The sequence below is a fragment of the Kribbella polygonati genome (assembly GCF_050320105.1).
Classification (GTDB): Bacteria; Actinomycetota; Actinomycetes; order Propionibacteriales; family Kribbellaceae; genus Kribbella.
In genome coordinates this window covers 778,393-803,215 of sequence record NZ_CP190129.1, presented here as the reverse complement: position 1 = coordinate 803,215, position 24,823 = coordinate 778,393, and the positions used below count along the sequence as shown (strand labels likewise).

Below are 24,823 nucleotides of genomic sequence, written 5' to 3'. Positions count from 1 at the left end.
GCTGTTGCCCAGGACGACTACACCGCCGTCTCGGTGGGTGGTGCGCGCCGCGCACTTCACGGCACTCCTCACCTTGCCGTCTGCGGGGTGGCGCCTGATGCTGATCGCTGGTCATCACGCCGGCTACACCGAGGCCGGGTACCAGGAACTCCGACCGACCGGATGGGTCGCGGCGTACATGATCGGGCTCTGCCTCCTCAGCGAGGCACTCGCGCTACTCACGCTCGGACTGGTCCGCCCGTGGGGAGAAGTGCTTCCCCGGTGGATTCCACTGCTCGGCGAACGTCGCGTGCACCCACTCGCGGCCGCTGTGCCGGCCGGCCTCGGCGCCGTCGCACTGACTGTGCTCTGGACGCCGATGGCCTTCTGGTGGGCCATCCCACACACCGATATGACCAACCGCGGCAAGAACCTGGTCGGCTTCGTCTATCTCCCCCTGGTGGCCTGGGGACCGCTGCTCGGTGCCATCACCGTCGCATACTTTCGCCGCCGGACCGGACACGGTGAGGAAGACGGCGGGGATCAGCACTGAGGCGTTGCCGACGAAGTCTACGAGCCTGCTAGTCCTCGCTATGCCGACGACGGCAACGTACGGGAGCGCCGGTGGCTCGTTACGAAGATCGGATCGCGAGCCGCGCGCACGCGCCAGCCCCCACTGGCTCAACGATGGAACCCCGAGTGGCGACCAGCTACGACTGGAGCGTCACCAAGGACAGCGGGGCGCACACGCTGCCTGCGGTCACCAGGCTCCTCGCGCAGGCGAGCCACTGCGCGACAGCCGGGGCCAACGGGTACCGGTCCGCTTCGGCAGCCGACACCGGTGGACCACCCGGGAACCCCAACCGCCCCTCCCAGGCCCGCACGGCTTTACCCACGGCGTACCCGACGAACAGCGCTGCCATCACATATGCCGGCCAACCACGCGTTCGAACCATGGTCCGACCGTAAGCGGCGCTCGATCACCACTCCTCCCCCGCAGGAGTAGGGCCGCTCCCCTGCCGGAGCGGATCGGCCGATGCTCGAGCTGTCCTGGAGAACTGTTCGAGCCGGAGCATGCCGAACGCCGCGCCCGCGAGCGCGGCGAGCAGGCAGAACAGGCACAGCAGTGACCCACCTGGACCGTACGTCCGGTCGTAGCTGTCCCGCGCGAGCAGGAGCCCGGTGGTCAGAACCAGCGATTCGGTGAACACCACCCCGCTTCCCACCCAGCCCGCGATCAGGAGCCGGCGGGTAGGCCGGCGTCCGTCGCGCAGCCTCCAGACGGCGGACATGCCGGCGATCGCGAGAGCGGCGAAGACCAGTTGGCTGATCCGCTGGGACAGCGTCGGGTGCGGGTAGAGCCCGCCGCCGGCGATCGCGCCGTACCCAGTCAGCATCGCGAACGCCAACGCGCCCACGACGAATGCACCCGCCAGGAGCTGCTCGGAGGTCGTCGGGGTACGACGTTCGCCTCTGCCGCGGGCGGCGTCGAACACAGCCGGCCAGCGGTCTGCGGCGTAGAGCACGAATCCGGGCAGTAGGACCGCTGCCTGCAGGATGAATCCGCTGTAGACGACGGCGAATACCCAGCTGTCCAGCCCACCGTCGTCAGTCCCAGGGCTCCGTGCTCCGAGCAGGATCTGCGTCGGGAAGCCGAGGATCACGCCGCCCACGAGCGGAGCCAGCAGGCCGGTGGCGGCCCAGACCGGTCCCGCGATCAGCCAGGCCGGAACGCGCCGCCCGGCCGGGTGCACGAACAGCACGGCAAGTCCGGCGGCGCACAGATCGAGTATCGCGGTGACGATGTTGTCTCCACGGGTCTGCGCGACGAAGTCTGCTCCGAGGACACCGACGCCGACGCCGAAGATCCACAACACCTTGAGACTCAGATACGGCACGCACGCGGCGACGGTGGCGACGCACAAAACCCGTCTCGCCTTCGAGACCGCGGCGATCGGCCCAGTACCGGCGACGGTCATGAGCTGGCCGGGTCCGGTTGACGATTGGTTCGACGGTGCCAGTACGCAACCGTCAGCACCGCGAGCATTGGACCCCACAGCACCAACGGTGCGTAGGAGACGTAGAAGTAAGCGGTGTGCCAGCCGCCGGCTTTGCTCGGGTAGTCGGCCGGCAGCGGATCCCCGTTGAGCTTGGTTTGCATGATCTCGCCCGCGATACCCACGACAGTGAACACGGCGGTCAGGATCATCGCGCCGGCCAGTCCGGGTACGACGGCAGCCGCAACCGGGACCCGCCGTCCTCGCAGCCTCGGCAACCAGCGCGGGAACACCTCACCCCAGTGCGCAATCAGCCCGATCGCAAGGAACGCGAGCGTCTCCGACACGAGCGTCAAGAAGATCACATAGCCGTCCATCACCCAGTCCGGGAGTATCCCGCCACGCTTCTGGTCAGCAAACAACACCCCCAGGCGCCAGATCCCGGACGGAAGCACCACCACTGGCACGGCATACGCGACCCTGCGCGCCCAGGCCGGCACGCCGTCCGCCGGCTCGTGCGCCAACTGCCATGCGAGCCGGAGTCTCCCTACGACGGCGGGTCTCGCGGCACTTGGTTCCGTGCGCACCCTCATCGCCACTACCTCTTGTCGATCAGCAGGTAGCCGCCCTCGAGCACGGGCGAGTCAGCGGCGGGAGCCATGCACTTGCGCAGTGGACCGTCTCCAGGTCCGGGGCCGCCACTCATGCCGATCCGGCTCGGCCCGGCACCCTTGTGAGCGACGTAGAAACTGAGCCCCATGCGCTCGCGGCGCTTCAGCATCTTCTCCCACGGCCCGCCCGGAGTGACTTTGGTCAGTATGCCGGTGACGGTCGCCGTCGGACCGCCGGTGGTCAGACAGTCGACGGTGAGCTCACCCCAGTTCGTGTACCAGGTCCCGTCCGGCATCTTGACCCGGTGAGAGATCCGGAACGTCCCCCACGATCTCGTTGGCCTGGAGTCTCCGTTGGGATTGAACGTCGCGTGTGCGTCCACCGAGATCCGGATGTCGTTGTCCGGCGCCGGAAAGTACATCGCCGCTGTCCCGACCAGGTGTGACGTGGGCACGGCAGCCGTCTGGGTCGCTGCGGCCGGCCTGTTCGGAACGGCGGCTTCGGCCGCCGCGCCCGGCTCCATGGAGACCGTGGCTATCAGCGCCGCGGCAACACCGACGGTCATCGCCAGAGCGACAACTGCGATACGGCGGGAACGATTCAACATTGCAAGTACTCCGTCCTGGGTTTCATGTCAGGGGCTTCTTGAAGTAGACGGCCGACTCCTCGTAGTCGAGGGCCAGGTAGAAGGGGGCGGCCCGGCGGGTGGCGAGGGCGATGTACGCGGCGCCGACGGATCGGGCCCACCGCTCCGCGTGCTCCATGAGCAGGCGGCCGACGCCGGAGTGCCGCCGCCGTGCATCGACCGTGATCTCCTCGACCCACGCGATGCGGCCGTTGGCATGGAAAGCAAGATGACTGTTCGCAAGCAGGTAGCCGACGACCTTGCCCGCGGCCGTCTCGGCGACCAGCACGAGCGTGTCAGGCACATCGACCAACTGTGGCCACGCGACATCGAACGCCTCGCGCTCGGCATCGAACGAGGTAGCGAACTCATGCACAAGCGGCCAAACGTGTGAACTGTCGTCGAGACGGGCCGGGCGAGCGTGGACCTGCTTGTCAGGCATGGCGTCCGGACCGCGATGAGGAAGCCGGAGTCTTGGCGAGGAGCGCTGCCGTGAACGCCGCGGTTGCCACTGTGAAGGTCACAAGCGGCGGACCAGGCACCCAGACAACGGCCAGCCCCAGGGCCAGGATCGACGACAGCAACGCGACTCGTCCGAACCTGCGCAGCCGATCAAGATTGTCCCGGAGCACCTCCGAGATCATCCACAGCAATATCCCTACGACGATCATCGCCAAGCCCATCGCCAGGCTCACACCGCGGTGCAGCGACTCCGCGTTGAGATGCACCGGTCCGACCTCAACGCTTGACGCCCGCATCGCCGCAGTCAGTTGGGGGTCAGCCGATAGCGCGAACTCCAGGACATCGTGGGCAACGCCGGTGAACGTCCAGGCCACCGCACCGACCCGAAATGCTGTCAGTTGCATCATGAGCTCACCGTCGTCAGGTCCGGCCAACACCGCGTATCGGTGATCTGCCGCAGCGCCGCGATCTTGCCGTCCTTGACAACCAGGATGTGAGCAAACGGCGCCTTCCAGCCGTGACCCGTGTAATGGCCCAGGACAACGAACTCGCCACGGGCGACCGGAAGCTTGCGGTCTGGCTCGCAGTGCACCTCGACCGCGGCCGGCATCCGACCCCAGACGTTCATCACGGCGGATTCCCGGCCGTAGAACTCGCGGCCTACCGGCAATGGCAGACCGGGACTCAGCGTGAGGACGAAGTCCTCGTGGACGGCACCGAGCAAGGCCGACGTGTCTCGCTTCGCAAGGCTGTCATAGAAGTTCTGCACTGCGGACTCTCCGGAATCTTCGTTCATACTCAGGAAGCTACGTGCGTCGTGGGAGCGACGGCAACGCGAAGTAGGTCACAGTTACCTACATGCATGTATGTATCCTTAACCCATGACACATCAACGGACAGCGGAGCGCCGTACGCAGGCAGAGCGGATCGAGCTCACCCGGAACAGGCTGCTCGAGTCCGCGGCACGCGGCTTCTCGACGTACGGCTACGGCAACGTACGGCTGGACGACATCGCCCGCGAGGCGGGCTACACCCGCGGGGCGCTGTACCACCTGTTCGCAGGCAAGGAGGAACTCGCCCTCGCGGTGATCGACTGGGTGAGTCGCACTTGGCAATCTGAGGTCGGCCGGCCTGCCGAAGCGATCGGCGACCCCGCCGAGCGCCTGCTGTGGACCGCACAGGCGCACGCCAAGTACTGCCGACGCGACATCGCCTCCGTCCTGATGAGCCTGCGCGTCGAGTTCGCCGGTCGGAACCACCCAGTAGCGCAGGCCATCACCGACCTGATGGAGCCACTGAAGGGCACCGTCACAAAGCTCATCACGAAGGGCCGCCGCCTCGGCAGTATCCCGGCCGGACCGCCGCCACGCGCTCTCGCGTCGGCGTATCTCGGCACCCTGGAGGGCGTCACCGCCGCCGTCGGCGGGCCGCCGTACGACGTGCAGCTGACGACCCGCGCCGTGCGCGGCCTGCTCGGCCTACCGCTCACCTGAACCCGATCGGATCACCCCCTCGGCAGCTCGGGCAGCTCGGCGTGCACGACCTTGTAGTCACCTTTCGTCACCGGGGCAAACGGGGCCGGCGCCATGCAGGTACCGACTCGTGCGTCACCCCACTCCCCCTTGGCGTTCTGGTCGAGGTTCACCACGGTCCACGAGAGGCCGACCCGGTCATGCTTGCCGTGATCCTGGATGCTGAAGCCGAGCCGCTTGCCGACCCAGTCCTCAACCGGCTCCTCTGCCTTGGTGATCTTCGCGGTGAGCGTTGCCATTCCCGGCGCAGTGACCAGGCAGTCCACCGTCCCCTCGGCATGAAAGGTCTTCTTCCAGGCGGCAACGTAGTGCGAGATCTTGACCGTGCCGCGCGCATCGGTCGGCAAGCCCGTTGGCGCACCATCGACCGGACGTGTATACGGCGCCGCGGTGGCGTCGAACTCGAAGTGCCGGACATCGTCGTCCGGGAAGAACGGCAGCATGAAGTCGGCCGCACCGGTCACGCGAGCAACCTTAGGCCTGGCCGGGCCCGCGTCCGCGGTGACAGCAGCACCCGAAAGAACGGCGCCGGCGGTGAGGGTCAGTGCGATGAGCTTTCTGGACCTGTTCATGAAACGATCGTCCGCGATCGACCGCGTGCGTGCCTCCCCCGCGAGGCTGGATCCGCTCCCCCACAAGAGGGATCTTCCATTCGCGATCGCGAGCCACCCTGGTCACATCGGTTGCTCAGCGCAACCATCCACTCCGCTGCGCCCCAAACTACGGCGTAAACGCCGAAGGGATAGCCGCCGCGTCCGGTGATCGCGCCATTGACGATCATGTAGACGCCGAGCCCAGCCATAGAGGTACCGGCGAGAATGAGGGGCACGGCAAGCACCCAGCGATTCCACCGCCGGCTGAACGGCAGTAGCGCAACCACGGTGATCGCCAGGATCAGGACCCCCGAGGCGACGTTGGCCCATTGCGCGGCAGAGACCTCCTCGACCCCGCCATACCGCGCATAGTCGGCCGCCGTCACCCGCGGTCCGCCCGGGACTCCGAGTTCACCGAGGACGGCGAAGTGGATCTTCGAGGCAATGTACGGCAACGCGAGTCCGGCCGCGACGACACCAATCACGCGACGAGGTACAGCCATGGGGCATCCTATTCATCGAAAGCCACTACATCTGTAGGAGATACTACATCTGTAGAAGCTCGAGACGAGCCACTCCAGCCGCGGTCTCAGAACGACACGCTAGATGGGGCCGTCGCTGCCTCGGTCCCCGACGTCCTCTGCCGCAGCTGCCACGTTCTCAGCGCCACCAACAACCCCGACAATCAGCCCGCGACCATCGCCGCGATCAGCGCATCGCCAACCAACGATGAAGGGCCAGAACCACGACCTGCTCTTCAGTTGGTCAGATGGCAAGCACCTGCGAGCGGATCTCTACAACCTCGTGGTTTGGAACCTGCCCCTGGGGCGGCAGGTGTGCTGCCGCCACCGGTGAAGGATTCGCGCGGTCGGCGTCATTACAAGAAGGATCGGACTGTCGGCCTTCATGCGCTGCGGCACTGCTACGCCAGCATCACCCTGGCCGACGGTTTCAACATCAAGGAGCTCGGCGGCTGGTGCGGATTACTCCGTGGGCGACGGAGCAGAGGGTACGAAGGCTCCGTGGACGGCGACCGTGATGTTGGCCCAGGACTCCTGTGAGGGTGTGCTGGACGTGGCAGGATTCCCTTGTGGGTAAGGCTATTTGAGTTCGGCGGAGGTTTTGCCGAGGAGGCGGCGGGCGACGATCAACTGCTGGATTTGCTGGGTGCCTTCGAAGATGTCGAGGATTTTGCTGTCTCGGGACCACTTTTCTAGGAGGTGGTGTTCGGAGTAGCCGAGGGTGTTGGTGAGGGATACGCAGCGGAGGGTTATGTCGTTGGCGGTGCGGCCGGCTTTGGCTTTGGCCATGGAGGCTTGGAGGGAGTTGGGGTGGGCGTTGTCGGCCATCCAGGCGGCCTGGAGGGTGAGGAGGTAGGCGGCTTCCCAGTCGGCTTCCATGGCCAGGTACGTCGCGGCGGCGTGGGACTGGCGGGTGGCGGGGCGGTCATAGTCGATGTGTACGCCGGCCTCGGACAGGAGGTCGCGGGTGAGTTCGAGGGCGGCGCGGGCGCAGCCTACGGCCATCGCGGCGACCAGGGGGCGGGTGTTGTCGAAGGTCTGCATGACGCCGGCGAAACCCTTGTCGATGTCGGCGGTGCCGAGCAGGTTCGCGGCGGGGACGCGGCAGTTGTCGAAGCGGATCGTGGCGGTGTCGGAGGCGCGGATGCCGAGCTTGTGTTCGAGGCGCTCGACGGTCATGCCGGGCGTGTCCTTCATGACCACGAAGGACTTGATCGCGGCCCGGCCGAGGGACTTGTCCAGGGTGGCCCAGACGACGACCGCGTCGCAGCGGCCGCCTGCCGTGACGAAGATCTTCTCGCCGTTCAGTACGTACGAGTCGCCGTCCAGGCGGGCGGTGGTGCGGATGCTGGCGGAGTCCGACCCGCAGTCGGGTTCGGTGATCGCCATTGCGGCCCACACGCCCTCGAAGCGTTTCAGCTGTTCGTCGGAGGCGACCGACGCGATCGCCGAGTTCCCGAGGCCCTGGCGCGGCATCGACAGCAGCAGCCCGACGTCGCCCCAGCACATCTCCATGATCGACAGCACCGACGACAGGTTGGACCCGTTCACGACACCGTCCTCCGCCGCGGCGGTACGCCGTACCCCGGACGCCCCCGCGCCGGAACCGGTGCCGGAGGCCCCTAATCCGTCGACCATCGCGGCGAGCATGTCGAGCTCGACCGGGTACTCGTGCTCGGCCAGGTCGTAGCGCCGTGAGTTCGGCCGCAGCATCTCGGCCGCGACCTGGTGCGCCTGGTTGACGAAGGCCTTGAACTTGCGAGGAGTCTCGAGGTTGATCATCAGACCAGCACCGCGCCTTCCATGATGCCGATGGCCCGCAGGTCGCGGTACCAGCGTTCGACCGGATGCTCCTTGACGAACCCGTGCCCGCCGAGCAGCTGTACGCCGTCGGTCCCGATCTGCATGCCCTTCTCCGCGCACAGGTGCCGCGCGAGCGCCACCTCCCGGTCGAACGAAAGCCCTTGCGACGCACGCGATCCGGCCCGGTACGTGACCAGCTTCATGCCCTCGAGCTCGATCCCGATGTTCGCCACCATGAAGGCGACCGACTGCCGATGACTGATCGGCTCACCGAACGCCTCACGCCCGTTCACGTACGGCGTCACGTAATCCAGTACGGCCCGCGCCGTACCCAGGGCCAGCGCGCACCACCCCAGCCGGGACAGCCGCACGCACTCGCGATAGTCGTCCGTGGTCCCGAGCGGCACCGCCGGTACGTCGGTGAGGATCACCCGCGACAGCGACGCCGCCCGCAGCCCCATCGACGGCTCGGCCTCGATCGTCACGCCGGGGTGGTCCGGCTCGACCACGAACAGCCGCGGCCCGGCGTCGGTCTGCGCGCCGATCACGAACAGCTCGGCCTCGGCGGCCCGCGGTACGAGCGACTTCACGCCGTTCAGCAGTCCGCCCGTGTACCGCGTCCGCAGCTCGAACGGGTCGAACAGGACCCGCGGCTCGAGCAGCGCCAGCGCGGCCGGCGGTACCGAGGACCCGGTGAAGGACGGCAGGTACGTCGCCTGCTGGGTCTCGTCGCCCCACAGCGAGATCGCCGTACTGACCGCGGACGGCGCCAGGCACGCGACGGCCTGGCCCATGTCGCCGTGCGCGAGCGCCTCGGCCACGAGTACGCCGGTCATCGTGGAGCGCTCGGTGACGATGCCGCCGAGCTCCTCCGGTACCTCGATCAGGCTCAGCCCGAGCTCGGCCGAGGAGTCGAGGATCTTCGTGTCCGTCGTACACGCGGTGTCGGCCGCGGCGGCAGCGGGCCGCAGTACGTCGGCGGCGAACTCGCGGACCACCTCGACCATCAGCTGCTGGTCCTCGGTCGGCGTGAGGTCGAACCGCCCGGTCCCGCGGGCCGCGGGCAGCCGCGACGGGGAGGCGAGCTTGGACGCCGCGGTGAACCGGCGGGACAGCGCGCCGGCCGTCCGGAATCCGGTCTTGGTGGCCTCGAAGACCGCCCGCTCGGCCGGTTTCCGCAGCCCGAGCCGGTCGATCGCCCGCCAGCGGGCCAACCGGTTCAGCAGCGCGACGCCGACCCCGATCGCGTCCCGCCGGGACCTTTCCTGAACGCTCATGCCGCCACTGTAAACCGAAGTTACAACTCAGGTCACGCATTCGCGTTGATAACCTGACGCAATGGCGGTGAGCATGTCCGACGTGGCGCGGCACGCCGGCGTTTCGCAGCGCACGGTCTCGAACGTGGTGAACGACTACGTGCACGTCTCCCCCGCCACCCGCGCCCGTGTCCAGGCCAGCCTCGACGCGCTCGGGTACCGCCCGAACACCGCCGCCCGCCGGCTCCGCACCGGCCGCACCGGCACCGTGACGCTGGCCGTCCCGAGCTTCCGCGAGCGGTACTTCGCCGACCTCGCCGAGGCGGTCGTCGGCGCCGCCCGGGACCGCGGTACGACGGTCCTCGTCGAGACCACCGGCGGCGACCGGGACACCGAACTCGAGCTGCTCCGCGGCGGCGGCGACGTCCTCACCGACGGCGTGATCATGAGCGCGGTCTCGCTCGGCCGCGACGACCGGCGCGGCGCGCACCCGGTCGTGCTGATCGGCGACCGCGAGCCCGGCAGCACGATCGACCACGTCGGCATCCGGAACCGCGAGGCAGCGCAGGCCGCGGTCACGCACCTGCTCGAATCGGGCCGCCGGCGGATCCTCCTGCTCGGCGCGAACCACGGGCCGAAGCGGTCGTACCAACTCCGCCGGCAGGGGTACCAGGCCGCGCTCAAGAAGCACGGTATGGCGCTCGATCCCGAACTGCTCGTCGCCTGCGACTGGACGACCACCGCGGCGGCCGCGGCCATCGCCCGTACCTTCGAGGCGCTCCGACCGGATGGGATCTTCGCGATGAACGACTCGGCCGCGCTCGGCGTACTGCAGGCGCTGTACCGCCGCGGGGTCGGCGTACCCAAGGACGTGTCGGTGATCGGGTTCGACGACATCGTCGAGTCGAGCCTGTCGACGCCGACGCTGAGCACGGTCGCGCCGCTGCTCGGCGACATCGCGGCGAGCGCACTGGAGCTGCTCGCGGAACAGGTCGACGATGGGCACGTCCCGCAGCACCGGATGGCCGGGTACGAGCTCCGGATCCGGGAGAGCTCCACCCGCTGACGAACCAACCCTCGGCGACCTCTTGTGGGGCGGATTTGCTACGTAGTAAATTTCGGCACCATGACGCGCACCGCTCTCGCCCCGAGGTTCACCGGAGCCGGAAACATCGAGTTCGCGGCTCACGACTACCCCGATCCCGGCCCCGGCCAGCTGCTTTTGTCCGTACAGGCCAACGCCCTCTGCGGCACCGACCGCCATCAGTACTTCGATGGCTCGTCCGTCGTACCCGGCCACGAGGCCGCGGGGACAGTTCTGCAGGCCGGCGAAGGAACCAGCACACCCGTCGGCACCCGCGGTGCGGTGTTCCTGATGGACTACTGCGGCGAGTGCCGCAGCTGCCGGTACGGCGCCACCAACCAGTGCTTCGCGAAACGGGCCGACATGGGCTTCACCCACGACGGCGGCTACGGACCGTACGAGGTGGTCCACGAGTCCAACTTCTTCCCGATCACCGACGACGTCGAGATCGGCAACGCCACCATGCTGCTCGACGTGATGGGAACCAGCAGCCACGCGCTCGGCCGGGCCGCGCTGGTCCGGCAGGACGTCGAGAGCGTCTACATCGCCGGCGCCGGGCCGATCGGGCTCGGGCTGACCGTGATGAGCAAGCTCAAGTACGGCGCCGACGTACCGGTCTACATCTCCGACGTATCACGGTGGCGGCTGGACTTCGCGGCGACGTTCGGCGCGATCCCGCTGCTGGCCGGCGACCTGCGGGCGGCCGGGAACCCGGACGTCGCGTTCGATGCCTCCGGCAAGGAGTCCGCGCGGCGGGGAGCCCTCGACATCATCGGCAAGCGGGGCGTCCTGATCTGCGTCGGCCACGGCGAGGGCGTGAGCCTCAACGTGTCCGACGACCTGATCAGCCCCGAGCACGCGGTCCTCGGCAGCGAGTACTTCCGGTACGACGAGATGCCAGGCAACCTCGCGCTGCTCGCGGAGCACCAGGAACTGATCTCGCGGGTGATCAGCCACCGCTTCCCGGTGTCCGAGATCGCGGAGGCGTTCCGGCTGTTCATGGCCGGGGAGACCGGCAAGGTCGTCATCACCCAGGAGGGCGCGTCGTGAGGGTCGCGGTCGTCGGCGCCGGCGGCTGGGGAGAGCAGCACGCGCGGATCTTCTCCCGCCGCGAGGACACCGAGCTGGTCGCGGTCGTGGGGCGGACCGCGGAGCGCACCCGGGCGCGGGCCGAGCGGTACGGCACCACGGCGTACACCGATCTCGACCTGATGCTGGAGCGCGAGCGCCCCGAGCTGATCACGGTGTGTCTGCCCAACGAGGAGCACTTCGAGGTCACGCTCAAGCTTGTCCATACGGGGATTCCGCTGCTTGTGGAGAAGCCGCTCGTGTTCGATCTGCAGCAGGCCGACACCTTGCTCGACGATGCCGGAGGCAACTTCTTCGCGATCAACTTCAACCACCGGTACGCCGAACCCGTGCAACGCGCGAAGGCGCTGATCGACGCCGGCGAGCTGGGCGATCTGGTGTTCGCCACCTGGCGCTTCGGTGGGGAGGCGAACCGCGGTGGGTCTCCGCACGCGAACCTGATCGAGACGCAGTGCCACGGCTTCGACATGCTCGAGCACCTGGTCGGCCCGATCGCCGGGATCTCCGCGCACATGACCGACAAGACGTACGGCGCGTTCAGCACGGTCGCGCTCGCGCTCGACTTCGCGAACCGCGCGGTCGGCACGATGCTCGGCAGCTACGACTCGTCGTACGCGTATCCGGATACGCACCACCTCGAGATCAACGGCACGGAAGGGCGCCTCGTCATCCACGACACGGTCCGGTCGCTGAGCTTCAGCAAACCCGGCGACCCGGTAGAACGGCGCTGGCAGTCGACGTACTTCGACGACGAGTCCCGCAACTTCGCCGGCACCTTCGACCGCCACGTCGACGCCGTCCTCGAAGCCCTCCGCACGGGCGCCGAACCCCCCGTCCACGCCCGCACCGGCCGCCGCACCCTCCACCTGGCCCAGACCGCAATCGAGTCCCACGAGACCGGTCGCCGGGTGAGTTGTGTACCGACGAACGGGTAGTACTCCCCTAAACCACTCTCCGGGAAGGCGTGCTGAGCGTGGCGGCTCCGATGAGCGGCCGGCACTACCCGTCCTTCGGTACACCGATCGCGTCCACCTTCGCCCGCAGGTACGCCGCGATCGAGCCCCACGAGACGGTCTACCGGTGAGTTGTGTACCGACGAACGGGTAGTACTCCCCCAAACCGCCCTCCGGGGAGGTGGCCCTGAGCGTGGCGACTCCGGTGAACGGCGAGTACTACCCGTTCTTCGGTGCGGCGATGGCCTCGGCCTTTGCCTGGAGGTAGCGTTGTTCGGGGAGGCTGGTGGTGCGGCGGGCGGCGGCGAGGTAGTGGGTGTGGGCCTTGGGTAGGTCGCCGAGGCGTTCGTAGAGGTGGGCTCGGGCGGCGTCCAGGCGGTGGGTCTCGGTGATGTTCTTGTCGTCCTCGATGGTCGCCAGCAGGTCGAGGCCCGCCTGCGGGCCGTCTACCTGGGCGAGGGCGATCGCGCGGTTGAGCGTGACCATCGGGTTCGGCGCGAACTTCTCCAGCACCAGGTACAGCGCGTGGATCTGCTGCCAGTCGGTCGCGTCCGCGCTCGGCGCCTCGGCATGTACGGCGGCGATCGCGGCCTGCAGCTGGTACGGGCCGACGGTGCCCCGCTGGAGCGTGTGCAGGATCAGGTCGGCGCCTTCGGTGATCTGTGCGCGGTCCCACCGCGAACGGTCCTGCTCGTCGATCGGGACCAGGCCGCCGTCGGAGGTGGTCCGCGCGGCGCGGCGGGAGTCGGTGAGGAGCATCAACGCGAGCAGGCCCGCGACCTCGCCGTCGTCCGGGAGCGCCGTACGCAGCATCCGCGCCAGCCGGATCGCCTCCGCGGTCAGCTCGACCCGCTGCAGCTCCTCCCCCGAGCTGGCGGTGTACCCCTCGTTGAAGATCAGGTACAGCACCTGCAGCACCACGCGGAGCCGCTCCGCCTGCTCGGCCGCCGGCGGCATCTCGAACCGGCTGCCCGCCGCCTTGATGCTCTTCTTCGCGCGGCTGATCCGCGGCGCCATCGTTGCCTCGGGCACCATGAACGCACGGGCGATCTCCGCCGTCGTCAGACCACCGACGGCCCGCAACGTCAACGCCACCTGGGACGCGGGCGTGACCGCCGGATGGCAGCACAGGAACAGCAGCGTCAACGTGTCGTCGGCATCCGGCACCGAGTCCGCATCGGCGCCCGGGGCAACCAGCTCCTCCGGCCCGGCCATCGCCGCCAGGTTGTCCTCACGCCGCCGCCGCGCACTCTCGCTCCGGAACACATCCGTCAGCCGCCGCGTCGCGACCGTGATCAACCAGCCCCGCGGATTCCCGGGTACGCCGTCCACCGGCCACTGCGTCGCCGCCGCCAGCAGCGCCTCCTGTACGGCGTCCTCACACAGGTCGAACTGCCCGTGCCGCCGCGCCAAGAACCCCAGCACCTGCGGCGCGAGCTCCCGCAACAGCCCCTCCACGCTCACCCCGCCGAGCCTAGCGTGCACAGCGACAGGACATGTACGTCGATCAGCACCACTCCGCCGATCGGCTGAGCGTGCGCATCGCCGCTCCGGGCCGACATCTCCTGTCGCTCTGTCCTCACTTGAACGACCACCCGGACCACCCGTCGGCCCTGATCACGATCACCGGGCCTCGCGGCGGGTCGGACTCGTACTGCGGGTACTTCGCCACCAGCAACTCCACCGCCGCCGGTTCCTCAGGCACCACGTGAGCCGTGCCGTCCACGCGGACCCACCACAGGTGTGTCCAGTCCTCGTCGTACTCGTCGACGAGCAGCGCGACTTCCGGGTGGGCGGCGATGTTGCGCAGGCGCTTCAGCGCGGTGGTCGTCTTCGGCTTCTGGTCGACCGCGACGTACAGCGAGTCACCATGGACGGCGTACGTCACCGGTACGAGATGCGGCCGGAGATCAGCCCCGACCGTGGCCAGTCGCCCGACGCGGGCGGCGGCCACCCGTGCCCTGCAGGCTGCCTCGTCGAGCTTCACCGTTGGAGGTGGCGAAGGGCCGCGGTGGGGAGTTTGCGGGTGAGCGGGCCGAGCAGGGAGGCGTCGCGGAGGGCGGTCCGGGCGGCCAGGTGGCCGCAGGCTCCGTGGACGCCGCCGCCGGGGTGGATCGCGGAGCTGCCGAGGTAGAGCCCGTCGACGAAGGTCCGCGCGCTGCCCAGTCCGATCGTCGGCCGGAAGACCAGCTGCTGGTGCAACTGCATCGTCCCGCCGCCCAGCGCCCCGAACCCGAGCGCGGCGTTCCCGGACTCCAGCCCGGACGGCCGCTGCAGGTCCCGGCCGACGATCAGGTCGCCGAACCCCGGAGCGAACCGCTCGATCGCGCGCTCCATCCGCCCGGCCAGCTTCTCCGCCGACGCGTCGTCGGCGATCCCGCGCGGCAGGTGCGCGTACGCCCACACCGCCTCGGTCCCCGCCGGCGACCGGGTCGGGTCCGCCTTCGTGGTCTGCCCGATCAGCAGGAACGGCTGCGACGGCACCCGCCCGGTGTCCAGGTCCGCGGACAGGTGCACCAGGTCGTCCGCCGTACCGCCGAGATGTACGACGCCCGCCGACCGCGCCTCGGGTGCCGTCCACGGGATCGGCCCGCTGAGCCGGAAGTTCAGCTTGACGGTCGGGTAGTCCCACTCGAACCGCTCGTCCAGGTCCCGCCGCAGCCCGCCCGGAACGAGGGCCTCCGGCAACAACTCGCCGTACAGCACCGGCGCCGAGGTGTCCGCGATCACCGCCCGCCCGACCGTCACCGTCTCACCGGAGGCGGTCCGTACGCCGGTGGCGCGACCGCCGGCGACGTCGACGCCGGTGACCGGCATGCCGGCCACCAGGAGGGCCCCGGCCCGTTCGGCCCGTCGTACGAGCGCGCCCGAGAACGCGGACGAGCCGCCGGTCGCGACCGGGTACCCGACGTCCTGCGCCAGCATCGCGAGCAGCCAGCCCATCGTCCCGCTGACGCTGCCCGACAACGGCGCGTCCGCGTGCAGGGCGTTCCCGGCGATGATCGCCGGACCGTGCCGCCCGTCGAACAGCTCCTGCCCCATCCGGTGCATCGGCATCGCCATGAACCGGGCGAACCGCAGCAGCTCCCCCGCGGACCCGAGCTTCCGGGCCAGCTTCAGCCCCGGGCCGACCGGCGGCCAGGTGGTGAGCAGCGCGTTCAGCAGCGGCTCGCGGACCGCGACGTACTGCTGATACAGCCGCAGCCAGGCCTCGCCGTCGCCGGGGTGCTCCGCGCCGAGCGACTTCGCGGTGTCCTCCGGATCCGGGTGGATCGCGGCGGCGGCGCCGTCCTCGTCGAGCAGATGGACGAGCGACAGCGGCGCATGGGCCCACTTGAGCCCGAACTTCTCCAGCTCCAGCGCGCGGATCACCGGCGACGCGACCCCGAGCGGGTAGTTCGAACTGAAACGATCGCTGATCCAGCCGCCGTCCTCGATCGACCGCACGGCGCCACCGAACGTGTCGGCGGCCTCCAGCACCAGGACGTCCCAGCCCGCGTCGGCAAGCGTGATCGCGCTCACCAGCCCGTTCGGCCCCGAACCGATCACCACGGCGTCAACACTGCGCGGCAGCATGCCTAAGACCTTAGCCGACAGGTTCCCGCGGACCCGTCCCACTCACCAACACACGCCGCCGACGCCGTTGCTCGAGCGGCTGAGCGTGCACCGGCTAGCTCGCCGGTGGTTGGTGAGTGGCGGAGGTTCGGATCTCCCGCGCGAGCGCCGTGACCTCGCGGGCACGGCCGATCATCGCCGGGTCGACCATTCGGCCGTCGGGGAGCACCAGTACGCCGCCGCCGGCGACGTCTGCCTTCTCGACCGCGTCCAGCAACTCCTGCGCGGCAGCTACCTGCGCGGGCGTCGGCGTGAAGGCTTCCACGATCGTGGACAGTTGCCTCGGGTGGATCGCCGTACGGCCGACGAATCCGAGCGCCCGGCCTTCCTGCGACGTGTGCCGCAGACCGTCGAGGTCGTTGACGTTCGGGTACACCGACATCATCGGGGCGCCTAGGCCGGCCGCTCGGGAGGCTGAGACGAGTCGTGCGCGCGACCAGGCGAGGCCGGCGGGACCGTCTACGCCCAGCGCGCTGGACAGGTCTGCCTCGCCCAGCGCGACGGCGACCACCTGCGGGCTCGCGGTTGCGATCTCGAACGCGCGCTCCACCCCCAGCGGCGACTCGATCAACGCCGTGATCCTTGCTGACGGCACCTTTTCGAGTACGGCTTGCACATCGGCGGCGCTCTCCACCTTCGGCACCCGCAGGCGCACCGACCGTACGGCGGAGATCGCGGCCAGGTCGTCCGCGATCCACGGCGAGTGCAACGCGTTCACCCGGATCTCGACCGGCCGTGCGGCGTTCGCCGCCACCCACGCCACGGCCCAGCCGCGGGCGTCCGCCTTGTCGGCGACGGGTACCGCGTCCTCCAGGTCGAACACCACCAGATCGGGGCCCGCGGCAACGGCTTTCGCGAACCGGTCCGGCCGGTTGGCCGGGACGTACAGTGCGGTCAGCACCCAGAACTCCCCCTCACACGACTCCTGCTGCCCGCAGCGCGGCGAGCTGGTCGGGCGTGACGCCGATCTCGGCGAGCACCTCGTCGGTGTTCGCGCCGTGCGGGCGTCCGGCCCACTTGATCTCCCCCGGCGACTCGGACAGCCGGAACAACACGTTCTGCATCTCCACCGGACCGCCGAGCTCGTCGTCGTCGACGCTGACGATCGTGCCGAGCGCGGCGTACTGCGGATCGCTCACGATGCCGCGGATGTCGTGCACCGGCCCGACCGCGGCCTCGGCCTTCTCGAACTCCGCCATCACGAGATCCAACGGACGCGCAGCGATCCACGATCCGACCGCCTCGTCCAGTTCGTCGGCGTGCTGCGCGCGCTCCCGCCCGGTCGCGAACCACGGCTGCGCGACCAGGTCCGCGCGCCCGACCAGCGTGACGACCCGCTCGGCGATGCTCTGCGAACTCGTCGACACCGCCACCCAGCGACCGTCAGCGGTCTTGTACACGTTCCGCGGCGCGTTGTTCGACGACCGGTTCCCGAGCCGCGGCTGCACGTACCCGGTCTGCTGGTACGCCGTGATGCCGCCGCCGAGCATCATCAGGATCGGCTCGATGATCGCCATGTCGATCACCTGCCCCGACCCGGAGCGATCCCGCTCCCGCAACGCGACCAGGACGGCGTACGCCGTGGCGAGCGCGGTGATCCCGTCCGCGAGGCCGAACGGCGGCAGCGTCGGCGGACCGTCCGGCTCGCCGGTGACCGCCGCGAACCCGCTCATCGCCTCGGCCAGCGACCCGAACCCGGGCCGCCGCGACCACGGCCCGACCTGCCCGAACGCGGTCACCCGCGCGATCACCAGCCGCGGATTCGCCTCGAGCAACACGTCCGGACCGAGCCCCCAGCGCTCCAGCGTCCCGGGCCGGAAGTTCTCGACCAGCACATCATGAGACTTGACCAACGACAGGAACACATCCCGGCCGCGAGACAGGTCCAGCGTCGCGAGGCGCTTGTTCCGGCCGAGGGTCTTGAACCACAGCCCGACCCCGTCCTTCGACGCACCGTGCGTACGGGCAGCATCGGGCCGGGACGGGTGCTCGATCTTCGTGACGTCGGCGCCGAAGTCGCCGAGGAAGGTCGCCGCCAGTGGTCCCGCGAACAGCGTCGCGGCCTCCAGCACCTTCACACCGTCGAGGGCGGCAGGTCTCATCCCGCGCACCGGAAACCGATGGTCGCCGACCGGTCCAGCCCGCCGCCGGTGAGCACCAGCTTGAAGCTGACCTCAGGCTCCTGCGGCCCGCCGTCGGCATACCAGTCGGAGCCCTCGGCCCGGTAGTCCGAACCACCCTTGAGAATGCAGAACCGGCTGCGGCCGTCGCGGTACTCGCTCTCGGTCAGGTTCCACACCAACGGCTCCCGCCGTACGAAACCTTCGACCCCCGCGGCGACCTGCCACTCGTCCTCGGTAGGCAGCCGACCGCCACGCCAGGCGGCGTAGGCCCGCGCGTCCGCCAGCTCGACGTACGTCACCGGCTCGTCCTCGGTCCCCGGCACCGGTGCACCGTCGGCCCAGTGCTTCAGGAACCGGTTCGCCACCAGCGGCTGGTATCCGGTCGCCTGCAGGAAGGTCAGATACTGAGCATTCGTCACCTCGGCGACCGCCACCGAGATGCCCGGCAGCGAGACCTCGCGCGTCACGGTCTGCTGGTCGTGCAGGCGGGGCGGCAGCGGCTTCCACTCCTCGACGTACGGCGCTGTGTCGTACAGCCCGGTCTCCCGCCGCCGATGCTTCACCGTCAGCGTACGAGGACCGGCGGGCACCTCCACCGCAGCACCGATCGACGCCTCACCGGACACCGACGGTACGTCGACCAGCGCGGCCGGCCGCATCGGGAACGCGGACTCGGCGACATGCGCCCGCGGCAACGTCCCCAGCTTGCGCGCGGTCGCCCGGCAGGAGGCGCCGGCGGTCGCGCCGACCCGGACGATCCCGGCCACGCCACGACCCGGTACGACCAGGTGAACGCCGTCGTCGTCCGCGGTGATCGGGACGCCCGAGGTCACGTCGTACCAGTCCCCGACCTGGTCCTCCGAGCGCAGCACGATGCCCTCGAAGTCCTCCTCGTCGCGGTTGACCAACGTCCAGAAGGTGATGTCGGCGAGGTCGAACCGGGATCCGTAGACGCCGTGCGCGCGGGCCTTGTCCGGAATCTCCGGGGTGAGCTGGATCCAGTCGCCGTCGATCAGCACCGGCGCGAACGCGCGCTGCGCGGCAACCATCCGGCGCAGCGTCGCGCGGTCCCGGGCGTTCCAGCCGACCCAGGCCGAGAACACCGACTCCCAGACCAGCATGCCGACGCCGTTCACCCACGCGGACTGCAGCTCGTCGCTGTGGTCGCGGTTCCAGCGGCGGGTGTGGTGCATCATGTGCCGGCGCTCGAACAGGTGCGCGCGCAGTACGCCGGGCGCATGCGTGTCGGCGAACCACTGTGCCCAGGACAGCGCGTGGTCGCCGATCCTTGCCAGCGGCAACCGTGACTCGCCCTCCAGCGCGATCGCCGGGTTCGCCGCCCGGATCGCCCGCGCGAACGCCGGGTCGCCCTCCTTCAGGGTGTCCAGGAACACGCCGTCAACGGTGTAGTCGCTGACCAGCGAAGCGAACTCGTCCGCGTCCGGGCGGGCCGCCCGGCGGGTGCCGACGTCCCACGGGTTGTAGTCGAAGAACACCCGCAGGCCGAGCTCGTGCAGGTCGTCGACCAGTTGCCGCAGCCCGGGTACGTCGCGGTAGAAGTCGAACTGGTTCCGGTCGTCGATGCCGATCACCGGGTACGCGTGCCAGAGCACGATCGCGTCGTACCCGCCGAACTCCGCGACCCCGTGCTCGACGAACTTCGACGGCGTGAACTTCCCGGTGCGGACGTCGTACAGCAGGTCGTCCCAGAGCCAGACGAGCGCCACCGAGTACGCCGTCTGGGTCCACTCGCGACCGGGCTCCGCGTAGTGCGAACCGTCGTACCGGGTCCGCTCGAGGGCGCCGGCCTTCCACTCGGCGAGCGTGGCACGCCACCGCGGCAGGTCGGCCGGGTCCTCCGGGGCGCCGATGATCTTGGCGTCGTCCAGGAAGGACACGTCGGCCGTCGGGTCCACCAGGGTCGGTAGATCGATCGGCCGCGGTTCGAGCGGGTTCACAGGTATACCTCCGCATAACGCGCGTCGATTGCATCCCCGTGAGGCACCGAGGGAATCGCCCCCGCGGCCTGAACACTTAATGAAGCAGCAACGTTAGCGCGTCGGACCGCGTTCGTCAGGTCGCTTGTCGTGACCGAGTCGTTAGCTGACACGGCAGCCAATGCCGCGGCCAGCACCCCGCAGAACGTGTCGCCCGCGGCAGTGGTGTCGACCACCTCCACCGGTACGCCGGGGACCGTGATCTCGTCGGCGTCCCGGGTCAGGATCACCGCGCCCGCACCACCCAGCGTGACCACCGCTGCCGGGACCTTGCCGAGCAGCGCGGACCGGTCCGGCCCGGCGATCGCCTCGGCCTCGGTCTCGTTCACCACCAGCAGGTCGACCTCGGCGAGCAGCTCGTCGGACAGCTCCGCGGCCGGGGCCGCGTTCAGGATGAAGTACGCCGCCGCCGCGGCCGCCGCCTGGACCGTGCCGAACGGGATCTCCAGCTGCGCGAGCACGACCTTCGCCCGGCCGATCGCGGCCAGCGCGGCGCCGGACAGCGTCAGCTCGCCGTTCGCACCGGGCGCTACGACGATCGAGTTCTCGCCGCTCTCCTCGACGGTGATGATCGCCGTACCGGTCGGGGCCTTGCTCGTGGTCGCCAGCGCCAGGTCCACGCCGTCCAGCGCGTCCCGGAGCAGCGCGCCGCCCTCGTCGTCGCCGAGCGCGACCACCATCGCCGTACGGGCGCCGGCGCGCGCGGCCGCGACCGCCTGGTTCGCGCCCTTGCCGCCCGGGCCACGGGTCATCAGCCCGGCGAGCACCGTCTCCCCCGGCCGCGGGATCCGCTGGACCGGGAGGACCAGGTCCACGTTCGCGCTACCTACAACTACAACCTCAGGCTCCACCCCGGGCCACCTCCACAGTCCGCCGCGCCAGCTCGTCGATCGCGATCTGGTTCATTCCGGGAAGGCTGGTGGCCACCCGGTTGTCCAGTGGTTCCGACCACTCTGCCGGAACCCCGCGCGTGGCGCCAAAAACCGCGCCCACGGTGGCACCGGCCGAGTCGGTGTCCCAGCCGCCCATCACGGCGCGGCCGATCGCGGTCCCGAAGTCCGGAGCCGTCAGGGCGTAGGCGGTGAGTGCGGTGTTGTTCACCGCGTGTACCCAGTGCAGGTCGCCGTACTCCGCGTGCAAAGCGTCGAGCGCCTCGTCCAGACCGGCGTCGGCGAGCGTGAGCCCGAAGCGGACCGCACGCGCGATCGCGCCCTGGCCGTCCACCGCCTCCAGGCTGGCGGTCGCGGCCTCGACCGGGTCGTCCAGGACCAGCGCCGCCGCGGACATCGCGGCCACCCAGAGCGCGCCGTCCACCCCGGCGCCGGTGTGGCTGAGCCGGGCGTCGACGAGCGCCAGCCGGGCGGCCGCCGTACGGTCGCCGGGGTGCGCCCAGCCGTACGCGTCGGTACGGATCTGCGCGCCGATCCACTCCCGGAACGGGTTGCCGACCACAGCGGCCCGAGCGGGCTCGACGCCTTCGAGGAGGTTGCGGTAGGCAACACGTTCGGCGGTGAAGACGCGGCCGGCCGGCAGGTCGCCGAGCCAGCTCTGCGCCACGTCCTCGGTGCTCAGGTCCGGCCCGAAGCGCTCCATCATCAGCAGCGCGAGGATCGCGAAGTTGATGTCGTCGTCCTCGGGCATCCCGTCGATGACCTCACGGAGGCTGGTCGGCTTCGACCGCCGGTTCCACGGCCAGCGCTGCTGGATCTCGTCCGGTACGCCGGCCGCGGTGATGTACTGCGTGAGTGGCCACTGGCCCGAGCTCTCCAGGATCTCCCGGATGCCCGCGCGCGGGATCTTCTCGACCGGCTTGCCGAGCAGGTTCCCGGCGCACCGGCCGAGCCACGCGTTCAGCGTGCGGGCCTCCAGGTCGCGGGCTTCCCCGAGCAACGGCAACTCCGGGACGGTGGGTTCACGCCAGTCCCCTGTTCTGGCGTCGAGCACCTCCAGCAGTTCCCGGGCGAGCGCCCGCAGCGCGGGCGTCGCCGGCTCGTCGGAGGCGCCGGACACCGGTGCGTCCGTCGTACCGCCGGCGGCGATCCAGCGCGCCTGCACGTCCGTGACGTCGATCCCCTCGGACCGCGCCTGGACCAGCTGGTGCGGCAGGAGGTCCTCCGGCTGCACCCACGTCAATCTCATCGCGTCAGTCTCTCCAGTACTTCGTCATCGCGTCAGTCCGTCCAGCGCCGCGTTCCGCCGCGCCCACCGCTCCGCGTCGGCCGCACGGATGTCCTGCGCGACCGCAGCCATCACCCGGCCGGGCGCCAGCAGATCCGTCTTGCTCGCCGCCCCGATCTCGCTCACCCAGTCCTGCGGCACGCCGCGCAGACCTTGGAGGGCCCCAGTGACAGCACCGGCCATCGACGCGATCGAGTCCGCGTCCCGCCCGTAGTTCGTCCCGCCGAGCACGGCCCGCCGGACGTCTCCCTCGGAGACGAGCACGAACCCGAGCGCCACCGGCAGTTCCTCGATCGCCTTCGTCCGGCTCGGCCGCCGGGCGTCCATCGACAGCTCGCGGTAGTTCGGCCCGACCGTGTCGTACGGCTCGATCGCCTTCCGCAGGACCGGGATCGCCTGCTCCCAGTCGGTGATTCCCTGGGCCGCTTCGGCGACCGCCTCGACGGCCCTCCGAGTGCCGTCCTCGGCCAGTCCCAGCGCGGCGTCGACGGCGGACGCCGGGGTCGCCCCCGGCGTCATCGCGGCGGCGACGGCGGCCGCGAACACGCCGGCCGCCTCCCGCCCGTAGCTCGACTGGTGCGCACCCGCGACGTCCAACGCCTCGGCGTACGCGCCCTCGGGATCGCCCGCGTTGGCGATCCCGACCGGGGCCATGTACATCGCCGCGCCGCAGTTCACGATGTTGCCGACGCCGGCCTCACGCGGGTCGACGTGCCCGTAGTGCAGCCGGGCGACCAGCCACTTCTCGGCCAGGAACACCCGCTGCAGCAGCAACGCGTCCGCCTCGAGCTCCGGGACCCAGCGGGGCCCGTTCAGCATCTTCGGCACCAGCGACTCCGCGACCGCGTAGGCGTCCAGGTGGGTACGGCGTTCGTCGTACACCTCGACCAGTGCGTGCGTCATCAAGGTGTCGTCGGTGATGTGCCCGTCGCCCTTGTGGTACGGCGCGATCGGGCGCGCGGTGCGCCAGTCGTCGTACCACGGGCCGACGATGCCGGTCACCCAGCCGCCGTGCCGTTCCCGGATCGCCTCCGGCGTCCAGCCCTCGACGGCGCCACCGATCGCGTCACCGACCGCGGAGCCGGCGAGGACCCCCGTAGCTTTCTCCTCCAGCAAGGACATCAGTTGTTGACCTGCCCCCATCCGTCGCTCAGCTTCTTGCCCAGTGCCTGCAGATCGGTCTTGTTCGCCAGGAACTCCTGGAACGCCGGCGTCGCGATCTGGTCCTTCCACTTCGGGTAGTTGTCGACGCTCTGGAACGGCGCCTTGGTGAGTTCGGTGCCGGAGGCAAGCGTCTGCTGCCAGCCGTTCTTCCCGCCGGTCGCCTTCTGGATCGCGTCCCGGGCGGCCTGCGTGCTCGGGATCAGCTGGTCGCCCTGGCCGACCGCGGCCAGGTTGTCGGCCTTCATGAAGTAGTCGATGAACTTCGCCGCCTGCTCGACGTGCTTGCCCTCGGCCGGCACCGACAGGGTCTGCGGGTTCGCGGCCTGCTTGCTGCTGGTGCCCTTCAGCGGCGGCAGCACCTCCCACTGGAAGCCCTTCGGCGCCTCGGCGAGGATCTGCTGCGCGACGTAGTTGCCCGCGACGATCATCCCGTACTTGCCGGCGTAGAACCCGGGCAGTACGTCGGTGCCGCCCTGGGTCAGCGAGGTCGGGTCGATCGACTTGTCGTCGTACGCCATCGCGTGGATCCGCTTCGGGACCTCCAGCTCGGCGTCGCCGACGACCGCCTTCGCGTCGGTGCCGCTGCCGTCGAAGTACTTCGCGTCGAAGTTCAGGCCGAGGTTCAGCATCGTCGCGGTCGGGCTCTTCAGGCCCCAGCCGAGACCGTACTTGCCGCCCGAGGTCAGCTTCTTCGCGTCCGCGGCCAGGTCGTCCCAGCTGAGCGAGTCACCGGTCGCGGTGATCCCGGCGGCCTTGAGCATCGCGGTGTTGCCGAACACGACGTACGACTGCAGCAGCGTCGGCGCGCCGTAGATCTTGCCGTCCTTCGAGGTGGTGTCCCAGACGCCCTGCGAGACGGCGTCCTTGGTCTCCTGGCTCAGGTACGGCGAGAGGTCCGCGAGGTAGCCCTGGTTGATGAAACCGGTGATGTCGGCGGACTCGTCGTGGATGATGTCCGGCGCGGTACCGCCCTGGAACTGGGTGACCAGCTGGTCGTGCACCGAGTCCCAGCTGCCCTGGACGTACTCGACCTGGATGTTCGGGTTGGCCGCGTTCCAGTCGGCGACGATCTTCTTGGTCGCCGTGACCGTGGTCTTCTGGAAGGCGAGGCTCTGGAACTTCAGCGTCACCTTCTCGGTGGAGCTGCCCGAGCTGCTGTTGTCGTTGCTGTTGCCCCCACACGCCGCGAGCGCCACCAGTGCGCCCGCCGCGAACAACGCGGTCATGACCTTCTTCATTA

General features: G+C 69.6%; 26 protein-coding genes. 5 read left to right on the top strand and 21 right to left on the bottom strand.

Going from position 1 to position 24,823, the window contains the following annotated elements; translation table 11 throughout:
- Positions 1–97: 97 nt before the first annotated feature.
- Positions 98–532 (top strand): hypothetical protein, encoded by a 435-nt coding sequence (locus tag ACQHIV_RS03820; RefSeq protein WP_427891692.1) that lies wholly within the window; start codon positions 98–100, stop codon positions 530–532.
- Positions 533–959: 427 nt separating this feature from the next.
- Here ACQHIV_RS03820 and ACQHIV_RS03815 read toward each other — a convergent pair whose 3' ends face one another.
- From ACQHIV_RS03815 to ACQHIV_RS03790, 6 genes are all read right to left on the bottom strand, one after another.
- Positions 960–1,877, bottom strand: coding sequence for a hypothetical protein (locus tag ACQHIV_RS03815; protein WP_427891691.1), 918 nt, complete (start codon positions 1,875–1,877; stop codon positions 960–962).
- A gap of 77 nt (positions 1,878–1,954) precedes the next feature.
- Positions 1,955–2,500, bottom strand: a complete 546-nt coding sequence (locus ACQHIV_RS03810) for a hypothetical protein (protein ID WP_427891689.1) — start codon at positions 2,498–2,500, stop codon at positions 1,955–1,957.
- 74 nt (positions 2,501–2,574) lie between these two features.
- Positions 2,575–3,153 (bottom strand): hypothetical protein, encoded by a 579-nt coding sequence (locus ACQHIV_RS03805; RefSeq protein WP_427891687.1) that lies wholly within the window; start codon positions 3,151–3,153, stop codon positions 2,575–2,577.
- Positions 3,154–3,217: 64 nt separating this feature from the next.
- On the bottom strand, positions 3,218–3,655 hold the full coding sequence (locus ACQHIV_RS03800; RefSeq protein WP_427891685.1) for a GNAT family N-acetyltransferase: 438 nt from the start codon (positions 3,653–3,655) through the stop codon (positions 3,218–3,220).
- On the bottom strand, positions 3,648–4,082 hold the full coding sequence (locus tag ACQHIV_RS03795) for an LIC_13387 family protein (RefSeq protein ID WP_427891683.1): 435 nt from the start codon (positions 4,080–4,082) through the stop codon (positions 3,648–3,650). The genes ACQHIV_RS03800 and ACQHIV_RS03795 overlap by 8 nt, the downstream gene beginning before the upstream one ends.
- Positions 4,079–4,471 carry a nuclear transport factor 2 family protein gene (locus tag ACQHIV_RS03790; protein WP_427891682.1) on the bottom strand — a complete coding sequence of 131 codons (393 nt, stop codon included), beginning with the start codon at positions 4,469–4,471 and terminating at the stop codon, positions 4,079–4,081. Before ACQHIV_RS03790 ends, ACQHIV_RS03795 begins: the two co-directional genes overlap by 4 nt.
- A gap of 85 nt (positions 4,472–4,556) precedes the next feature.
- On the opposite strand from ACQHIV_RS03790, the gene ACQHIV_RS03785 reads away from it, so the two are divergent.
- Positions 4,557–5,168, top strand: coding sequence for a TetR/AcrR family transcriptional regulator (locus tag ACQHIV_RS03785; protein WP_427891680.1), 612 nt, complete (start codon positions 4,557–4,559; stop codon positions 5,166–5,168).
- An 11-nt stretch (positions 5,169–5,179) separates the two neighbouring features.
- Here the strand turns inward: ACQHIV_RS03785 and ACQHIV_RS03780 are convergent, their stop codons facing one another.
- From ACQHIV_RS03780 to ACQHIV_RS03765, 4 genes are all read right to left on the bottom strand, one after another.
- Positions 5,180–5,779 carry a hypothetical protein gene (locus tag ACQHIV_RS03780; protein WP_427891679.1) on the bottom strand — a complete coding sequence of 200 codons (600 nt, stop codon included), beginning with the start codon at positions 5,777–5,779 and terminating at the stop codon, positions 5,180–5,182.
- The gene (locus ACQHIV_RS03775; protein WP_427891677.1) at positions 5,776–6,303 is read right to left on the bottom strand and encodes a hypothetical protein; all 528 of its coding nucleotides are present in this window, start codon (positions 6,301–6,303) and stop codon (positions 5,776–5,778) included. Before ACQHIV_RS03775 ends, ACQHIV_RS03780 begins: the two co-directional genes overlap by 4 nt.
- Before the next feature lie 597 nt (positions 6,304–6,900).
- Positions 6,901–8,103: an acyl-CoA dehydrogenase family protein gene (locus ACQHIV_RS03770; RefSeq protein WP_427891675.1), complete on the bottom strand. Its 1,203-nt coding sequence runs from the start codon at positions 8,101–8,103 to the stop codon at positions 6,901–6,903.
- On the bottom strand, positions 8,103–9,401 hold the full coding sequence (locus ACQHIV_RS03765; protein WP_427891673.1) for an acyl-CoA dehydrogenase family protein: 1,299 nt from the start codon (positions 9,399–9,401) through the stop codon (positions 8,103–8,105). Before ACQHIV_RS03765 ends, ACQHIV_RS03770 begins: the two co-directional genes overlap by 1 nt.
- A gap of 61 nt (positions 9,402–9,462) precedes the next feature.
- Between ACQHIV_RS03765 and ACQHIV_RS03760 the strand changes: the two genes are divergently transcribed.
- Genes ACQHIV_RS03760 through ACQHIV_RS03750 form a run of 3 tightly spaced genes read left to right on the top strand, consistent with a single transcriptional unit; the run spans position 9,463 to position 12,488 of the window.
- Entirely contained in the window at positions 9,463–10,446 is a 984-nt protein-coding gene (locus tag ACQHIV_RS03760; protein ID WP_427891671.1) for a LacI family DNA-binding transcriptional regulator, read from the top strand.
- A gap of 60 nt (positions 10,447–10,506) precedes the next feature.
- On the top strand, positions 10,507–11,514 hold the full coding sequence (locus tag ACQHIV_RS03755; protein ID WP_427891669.1) for an alcohol dehydrogenase catalytic domain-containing protein: 1,008 nt from the start codon (positions 10,507–10,509) through the stop codon (positions 11,512–11,514).
- Positions 11,511–12,488 carry a Gfo/Idh/MocA family protein gene (locus tag ACQHIV_RS03750; RefSeq protein ID WP_427891667.1) on the top strand — a complete coding sequence of 326 codons (978 nt, stop codon included), beginning with the start codon at positions 11,511–11,513 and terminating at the stop codon, positions 12,486–12,488. The genes ACQHIV_RS03755 and ACQHIV_RS03750 overlap by 4 nt, the downstream gene beginning before the upstream one ends.
- Before the next feature lie 237 nt (positions 12,489–12,725).
- Here the strand turns inward: ACQHIV_RS03750 and ACQHIV_RS03745 are convergent, their stop codons facing one another.
- The 11 genes from ACQHIV_RS03745 to ACQHIV_RS03695 all read right to left on the bottom strand — a co-directional run bounded on the left by ACQHIV_RS03745 (position 12,726) and on the right by ACQHIV_RS03695 (position 24,821).
- Entirely contained in the window at positions 12,726–13,970 is a 1,245-nt protein-coding gene (locus ACQHIV_RS03745; RefSeq protein ID WP_427891665.1) for an RNA polymerase sigma factor, read from the bottom strand.
- On the bottom strand, positions 13,967–14,089 hold the full coding sequence (locus ACQHIV_RS03740; protein WP_427891664.1) for a hypothetical protein: 123 nt from the start codon (positions 14,087–14,089) through the stop codon (positions 13,967–13,969). The genes ACQHIV_RS03745 and ACQHIV_RS03740 overlap by 4 nt, the downstream gene beginning before the upstream one ends.
- Positions 14,086–14,493 carry a TIGR03668 family PPOX class F420-dependent oxidoreductase gene (locus ACQHIV_RS03735; protein WP_427891662.1) on the bottom strand — a complete coding sequence of 136 codons (408 nt, stop codon included), beginning with the start codon at positions 14,491–14,493 and terminating at the stop codon, positions 14,086–14,088. The genes ACQHIV_RS03740 and ACQHIV_RS03735 overlap by 4 nt, the downstream gene beginning before the upstream one ends.
- Positions 14,490–16,082, bottom strand: coding sequence for a phytoene desaturase family protein (locus ACQHIV_RS03730; RefSeq protein WP_427891660.1), 1,593 nt, complete (start codon positions 16,080–16,082; stop codon positions 14,490–14,492). The genes ACQHIV_RS03735 and ACQHIV_RS03730 overlap by 4 nt, the downstream gene beginning before the upstream one ends.
- Before the next feature lie 94 nt (positions 16,083–16,176).
- Positions 16,177–17,022 (bottom strand): HpcH/HpaI aldolase/citrate lyase family protein, encoded by an 846-nt coding sequence (locus ACQHIV_RS03725; RefSeq protein ID WP_427891658.1) that lies wholly within the window; start codon positions 17,020–17,022, stop codon positions 16,177–16,179.
- A 13-nt stretch (positions 17,023–17,035) separates the two neighbouring features.
- Entirely contained in the window at positions 17,036–18,223 is a 1,188-nt protein-coding gene (locus ACQHIV_RS03720; protein WP_427891657.1) for a CaiB/BaiF CoA transferase family protein, read from the bottom strand.
- Positions 18,220–20,202 carry an SUMF1/EgtB/PvdO family nonheme iron enzyme gene (locus ACQHIV_RS03715; protein WP_427891655.1) on the bottom strand — a complete coding sequence of 661 codons (1,983 nt, stop codon included), beginning with the start codon at positions 20,200–20,202 and terminating at the stop codon, positions 18,220–18,222. Before ACQHIV_RS03715 ends, ACQHIV_RS03720 begins: the two co-directional genes overlap by 4 nt.
- Positions 20,199–21,092, bottom strand: coding sequence for a ribokinase (locus tag ACQHIV_RS03710; RefSeq protein ID WP_427891653.1), 894 nt, complete (start codon positions 21,090–21,092; stop codon positions 20,199–20,201). The genes ACQHIV_RS03715 and ACQHIV_RS03710 overlap by 4 nt, the downstream gene beginning before the upstream one ends.
- On the bottom strand, positions 21,082–22,380 hold the full coding sequence (locus ACQHIV_RS03705; protein ID WP_427891651.1) for an ADP-ribosylglycohydrolase family protein: 1,299 nt from the start codon (positions 22,378–22,380) through the stop codon (positions 21,082–21,084). The genes ACQHIV_RS03710 and ACQHIV_RS03705 overlap by 11 nt, the downstream gene beginning before the upstream one ends.
- Positions 22,381–22,404: 24 nt before the next feature.
- Positions 22,405–23,541, bottom strand: coding sequence for an ADP-ribosylglycohydrolase family protein (locus tag ACQHIV_RS03700; RefSeq protein WP_427891649.1), 1,137 nt, complete (start codon positions 23,539–23,541; stop codon positions 22,405–22,407).
- Entirely contained in the window at positions 23,541–24,821 is a 1,281-nt protein-coding gene (locus ACQHIV_RS03695) for an ABC transporter substrate-binding protein (protein WP_427891647.1), read from the bottom strand. Before ACQHIV_RS03695 ends, ACQHIV_RS03700 begins: the two co-directional genes overlap by 1 nt.
- Positions 24,822–24,823: the final 2 nt, after the last annotated feature.

Excerpts from the sequence above, each read along its gene's own strand:
- ACQHIV_RS03820 (WP_427891692.1), top strand. The coding sequence starts at position 98 with ATGCTGATCGCTGGTCATCACGCCGGCTACACCGAGGCCGGGTACCAG.
- ACQHIV_RS03805 (WP_427891687.1), bottom strand. The coding sequence starts at position 3,153 with ATGACCGTCGGTGTTGCCGCGGCGCTGATAGCCACGGTCTCCATGGAG.
- ACQHIV_RS03800 (WP_427891685.1), bottom strand. The coding sequence starts at position 3,655 with ATGCCTGACAAGCAGGTCCACGCTCGCCCGGCCCGTCTCGACGACAGT.
- ACQHIV_RS03795 (WP_427891683.1), bottom strand. The coding sequence starts at position 4,082 with ATGATGCAACTGACAGCATTTCGGGTCGGTGCGGTGGCCTGGACGTTC.
- ACQHIV_RS03790 (WP_427891682.1), bottom strand. The coding sequence starts at position 4,471 with ATGAACGAAGATTCCGGAGAGTCCGCAGTGCAGAACTTCTATGACAGC.
- ACQHIV_RS03785 (WP_427891680.1), top strand. The coding sequence starts at position 4,557 with ATGACACATCAACGGACAGCGGAGCGCCGTACGCAGGCAGAGCGGATC.
- ACQHIV_RS03780 (WP_427891679.1), bottom strand. The coding sequence starts at position 5,779 with ATGAACAGGTCCAGAAAGCTCATCGCACTGACCCTCACCGCCGGCGCC.
- ACQHIV_RS03775 (WP_427891677.1), bottom strand. The coding sequence starts at position 6,303 with ATGGCTGTACCTCGTCGCGTGATTGGTGTCGTCGCGGCCGGACTCGCG.
- ACQHIV_RS03770 (WP_427891675.1), bottom strand. The coding sequence starts at position 8,103 with ATGATCAACCTCGAGACTCCTCGCAAGTTCAAGGCCTTCGTCAACCAG.
- ACQHIV_RS03765 (WP_427891673.1), bottom strand. The coding sequence starts at position 9,401 with ATGAGCGTTCAGGAAAGGTCCCGGCGGGACGCGATCGGGGTCGGCGTC.
- ACQHIV_RS03760 (WP_427891671.1), top strand. The coding sequence starts at position 9,463 with ATGGCGGTGAGCATGTCCGACGTGGCGCGGCACGCCGGCGTTTCGCAG.
- ACQHIV_RS03755 (WP_427891669.1), top strand. The coding sequence starts at position 10,507 with ATGACGCGCACCGCTCTCGCCCCGAGGTTCACCGGAGCCGGAAACATC.
- ACQHIV_RS03730 (WP_427891660.1), bottom strand. The coding sequence starts at position 16,082 with ATGCTGCCGCGCAGTGTTGACGCCGTGGTGATCGGTTCGGGGCCGAAC.
- ACQHIV_RS03720 (WP_427891657.1), bottom strand. The coding sequence starts at position 18,223 with ATGAGACCTGCCGCCCTCGACGGTGTGAAGGTGCTGGAGGCCGCGACG.
- ACQHIV_RS03705 (WP_427891651.1), bottom strand. The coding sequence starts at position 22,380 with ATGAGATTGACGTGGGTGCAGCCGGAGGACCTCCTGCCGCACCAGCTG.
- ACQHIV_RS03700 (WP_427891649.1), bottom strand. The coding sequence starts at position 23,541 with ATGTCCTTGCTGGAGGAGAAAGCTACGGGGGTCCTCGCCGGCTCCGCG.
- ACQHIV_RS03695 (WP_427891647.1), bottom strand. The coding sequence starts at position 24,821 with ATGAAGAAGGTCATGACCGCGTTGTTCGCGGCGGGCGCACTGGTGGCG.